Annotated in this window: 5 protein-coding genes and 1 pseudogene; 4 read left to right on the top strand and 2 right to left on the bottom strand. The window is 66.6% G+C overall.

The window, feature by feature from the left end:
* The coding region (locus tag CVM52_RS24225) for a sulfotransferase family protein (protein WP_133119973.1) at positions 1–1,075 on the top strand (1,075 nt) is incomplete at its 5' end.
* A 13-nt stretch (positions 1,076–1,088) separates the two neighbouring features.
* On the opposite strand, the gene CVM52_RS24230 is transcribed toward CVM52_RS24225, so the two are convergent.
* Both CVM52_RS24230 and CVM52_RS24235 read right to left on the bottom strand, forming a co-directional pair.
* On the bottom strand, positions 1,089–1,703 hold the full coding sequence (locus tag CVM52_RS24230) for a glutathione S-transferase family protein (protein ID WP_100164870.1): 615 nt from the start codon (positions 1,701–1,703) through the stop codon (positions 1,089–1,091).
* A 106-nt stretch (positions 1,704–1,809) separates the two neighbouring features.
* Complete coding sequence (locus tag CVM52_RS24235; RefSeq protein WP_100164872.1) at positions 1,810–3,369, bottom strand: bifunctional metallophosphatase/5'-nucleotidase; 1,560 nt, start codon at positions 3,367–3,369, stop codon at positions 1,810–1,812.
* A 12-nt stretch (positions 3,370–3,381) separates the two neighbouring features.
* On the opposite strand from CVM52_RS24235, the gene CVM52_RS28005 reads away from it, so the two are divergent.
* From CVM52_RS28005 to CVM52_RS27825, 3 genes and pseudogenes are all read left to right on the top strand, one after another.
* On the top strand, positions 3,382–3,504 hold the full coding sequence (locus CVM52_RS28005) for a hypothetical protein (RefSeq protein ID WP_276308664.1): 123 nt from the start codon (positions 3,382–3,384) through the stop codon (positions 3,502–3,504).
* Entirely contained in the window at positions 3,498–3,836 is a 339-nt protein-coding gene (locus CVM52_RS24240; RefSeq protein WP_100164871.1) for a DUF952 domain-containing protein, read from the top strand. The genes CVM52_RS28005 and CVM52_RS24240 overlap by 7 nt, the downstream gene beginning before the upstream one ends.
* Positions 3,833–3,955: pseudogene (locus CVM52_RS27825) on the top strand (quinone-dependent dihydroorotate dehydrogenase); the annotation flags it as partial. The gene CVM52_RS24240 and the pseudogene CVM52_RS27825, both read left to right, overlap by 4 nt.

Raw genomic sequence — 3,955 nt, forward strand, 5'->3', positions numbered from 1 at the left:
CGGCGAATACGCAACCGTGCTGACCCTGGCGCCGGGCCATCCCGAGGCGTTGGAGGAACTGGCGCGGCTGAACCCGGCCGAGGCCAATGCCGACCTGCGCCCCCGCGTCGTGGCGGCGCTGAAACGCGCCACGCCGGGCAGCGAAGCGCAGGCGCGGCTTGCCTATGCCCTGGCGCGGATCGTTGGGCAGGCTGGCGAGACCGAGGAACAGGACCGCCAGCTTGCCGCCGCCAATGCCACCATGGCGCGGCTGCGCCCGTTCGACAGCGTTGCCGACAGCGCGCTGAGCCAGCGGATCCTGGCCCGATTTGCCGAGGCGCCCCAGCACCCGGTTGCAGGTGACGGTCCGCTGCCGATCTTCGTGCTGGGCCTGCCCCGGTCGGGCACCACCCTGGCCGAAGCGGTGCTGGGCGCGCATCCCGAAGTCGCCGCACTGGGCGAACGGGCGGCGGCGGGCATCCTGCTGTATCCGCTGATCCATGCCGACACGGCGTTTGGTGCTTCCGAAATCGCCGCCTTTCGCACCGCCGACCGCGCGCTGCTGCCGGCGCTGCCGCCGGGCCGCCGCGCCTATGTCGACAAGATGCCGGAAAACTACCGGCTGATCGGGTTTCTCAAGGCCGCCTATCCGCAGGCCCGGATCGTCAACCTGCGCCGCGACCCGCGCGACATCGCGCTGTCGATGTGGCAGGGGCATTTTTCCGGCCGCGCGCTGGATTACACCTATGACCTGACGGCGATGGCGCGCCGGTTCAACGACTACGCCCGGATGATGGCCCATTGGCACCGGATTTTTCCGGGCCAGATCCTCGATCTGCATTACGAGGCGCTGGTGGCCGATATCGACACCGCCAGCCACGCGCTGGCCGAGTTCTGCGGGCTGGACTGGCACCCGGCCATGGCCCGCCCGCACCAGAGCGCAACCCCGGTGATGACGATGAGCGCCAACCAGATCCGGCAGCCGGTGCATAGCCGCTCGGTTGGCGGCTGGCGCCGCCACGCGACGGCGCTGGCGCCATTTATCGACGGTCTGGACCCGGCGCTCTGGCCCGATATCAGCCCCTGCCCGGCCTGAGACGTCCGCCGGCTCAGGCGGCGCGCATCATCTCGTCGGCGGCGGACCAGCCCTTGACCGCCTCCAGCCGGGCCATCCAGGCGGTGATATTGGCATAGCCGTCCAGCGGGTAATGGCAGGCCGCGCGCAGAGCCAAGATTGCCCCGACCGAGATATCGGCGGTGGTCATCTCTGCGCCCGCCAGCCAGTCGCGGCCCTTCAGATGGCCATCCAGCACGGCGGCAAACCGGTGGAAGGTCTCGGCCGCGGCATCGAGATTGACGCTGGTATCGTTGAACAGGTGATAGCCGATATAGGGGGCACAGGCCGGGGTCCAATGGGCCGCCTCCCAGGACTGCCAGCGCAGGATGTCATAGCGCTGGTCCGAACGCGGCCACAGGTCGGACTCGGCGATGCCCGCCAGGCGGTTGAGGATGACGTTGGATTCCCAAAGGGTCGAACCATCGTCGAATTCCAGCACCGGGACCTTGCCGTTGGGATTGAGGGCCAGGAAGTCGGGCGCCTTCTGCGCGCCATTGCGCAGATCGACCATTTCAAGCGGCAGGTTCAGATCCAGGTGGGCGTTGAGGAAGATCACCTTGCGGGAATTGGGTGACGGCGGGAAGACATGCAGTTTCACAGGGGTCATGGCAGCGCTCCATTATTTAACATATCCGTTAAATAATGGATCCGGCGCCGGTCCGTCAATCTTTTTCGCAGCGCGCCCCCTCTGGGGACAGAGGGGGCGGCGGTCCTTATTTCGCGGTGATCCGCCCGTCGGTATAGGGCTGATACGGTGCATTTGCGGCCAGGTATTCCGCCGTCACATCGGCCAGGTCGGGCCCGAAATCATAGGCGTTCTGCGCATCGACAAACATCTTGTAGCCATCGCCGCCGGTGCGGACATAATTGTTCGACACCACGCCATAAAGCTTGTCCATCTCGATCGGCGCGCCACCAACCATCACCTCGCTGATCCGGCTGCCGGGGGCCTGCGTGCGATCGAAGGCAAAGCTCATGCCCGCCACCTGCGGAAAGCGCCCGGCCCCCTCTTCCAGCTGGCTGACGCCGTTTTCCAGCGCCTCGACCAGCGTCGCGCCGGTGACCTGGAAGGTCGACAGCGTGTTCTGGAACGGCAGCACCGTCAGCACCTCGCCCATCGTCACCTCGCCCGAGTCGATCGAGGCGCGGAGGCCACCGCCGTTCTGGATCGCGATCTGGACACCCTGGTCCTTGACCCGGTCGAGCATTGCATCGGCCACCAGGTTGCCCATCGGGCATTCCTGCGCCCGGCAGACCTCGCGCGAGCCCTCGATCGCCTCGGCGGTCTCGGCGACCACGGTGCTGCGCATCTCCTCGAGCGGGCCGGCCAGCTCGGCCACCCGCGCCTTGGTCGCTTCGTCCTCGCTCACCGAAGCGTCCAGCAGCTGCGGCGCGCCCGCCAGCTCGGTCAGTTCACCGGCGTCGTCGAAGGTTGCCTGAAGCACGCCCAGGTATTTGCCATAGGCATAGGCGGTGACAATCGGCACGTCGTTCTCGACCGTCGGATAGGGTCCGGCCGCGCCCTCCATATCGCCCAGCAGCGTGTGGCTGTGGCCGCCGATGATCAGGTCGACGCCGGTCAACTCCTGCGCAAGCACCCGGTCTTGCGACAGGCCGACATGAGTCAGCAGGATGATCTTGTTGACACCCTCTGCCGTCAGCCGGTCAATCTCGGCCTGGGCGGAGTCCACCGCAGAGGAGAAGATCACCGTGTCGCCCGGCGAAGAGGTCTCGGGCGTATCCTCGGCCAGCACCGAAACGATGCCGATCTTCTCGCCGCCCGGCTCCAGCACCAGCGACTTGCCGACGCGGCCAGCCAGCATGTTGTTCTGGCTGACATCGATATTCGCCGAGAGCACCGGGAACTCGACCTGGTCGAGGAAGTCCGAAAGCCCCTCGGGGCCCTTGTCGAACTCGTGGTTGCCCACCGCCATCGCGTCATAGTCAAGCTGGGTCATGAACTCGGCCGCCAGGTCGCCACCGTATTGGGTGAAGAACAGCGAGCCCTGGAACATGTCCCCGGCGTCGAGCAGCAGCACGTCGCCCGGGGCCGCAGAGCGGGCCTCGCCAATGGCGGTCACCAGGCGGGCGATCCCGCCAAAGCATTCGCCGGCGGCGTTGTCTTCCTCGACGCAGGTCGAGTCATACTTGCTGATCGGCTCGAACCGGTCATGGAAATCGTTGGTGTGCAGAATGGTCAGGGAATAATCGGCGGCGGCGGTGCCGGCGGTCAGGGCAAGCGCCGCAGCCGAAGTCAGGAATCGGGTCAGCATCGGGAAATCTCCTTGCAGGACGATCCCGAAATGGTGCGCCGGTTGCGCCACCATGTCAAAGAAACCTTGATTGACCTTGCGGCAGATTACGGCTTGCGTCGTGCCGCGCGCCGGGGCATCACCCGGCCATGCTGATTTACAAGATACTGCGCGGCGGCGAATGGGCCGACCTGCAATGCAAGGGCGAAACCGCCGGAGCGCCGATCGACCAGGCCGACGGGTTTGTTCATTTTTCCACCGCCGCGCAAGTGCGCGAAACCGCGTCGAAACATTTTGCCGGCGAAGACGGGCTGCTGCTGCTGGCGATGGAGGCCGACACCCTGGGCGCGGCGTTGAAATGGGAGGAATCGCGCGGCGGCGCGCTGTTCCCGCATCTCTATGCACCGCTGCGCCAGTCCGATGTGGTCTGGGCCAAGCCGCTGCCGCTGGAAGGCGGTTTTCACCACTTCCCGGACGACATGACATGAGCCTGGCCGAGCGCGCCGGGCTGGCCGCGCTGCACCGGGTCGACCCGGAAACCGCCCACGGCCTGGCGCTGAGGGCGGTGCGCCTGGGTCTGGCCGGTGGTGGCGGGCCGGTCACCTCG

It is taken from the genome of Pseudooceanicola lipolyticus (assembly GCF_002786325.1).
Classification (GTDB): Bacteria; Pseudomonadota; Alphaproteobacteria; order Rhodobacterales; family Rhodobacteraceae; genus Pseudooceanicola_C; species Pseudooceanicola_C lipolyticus.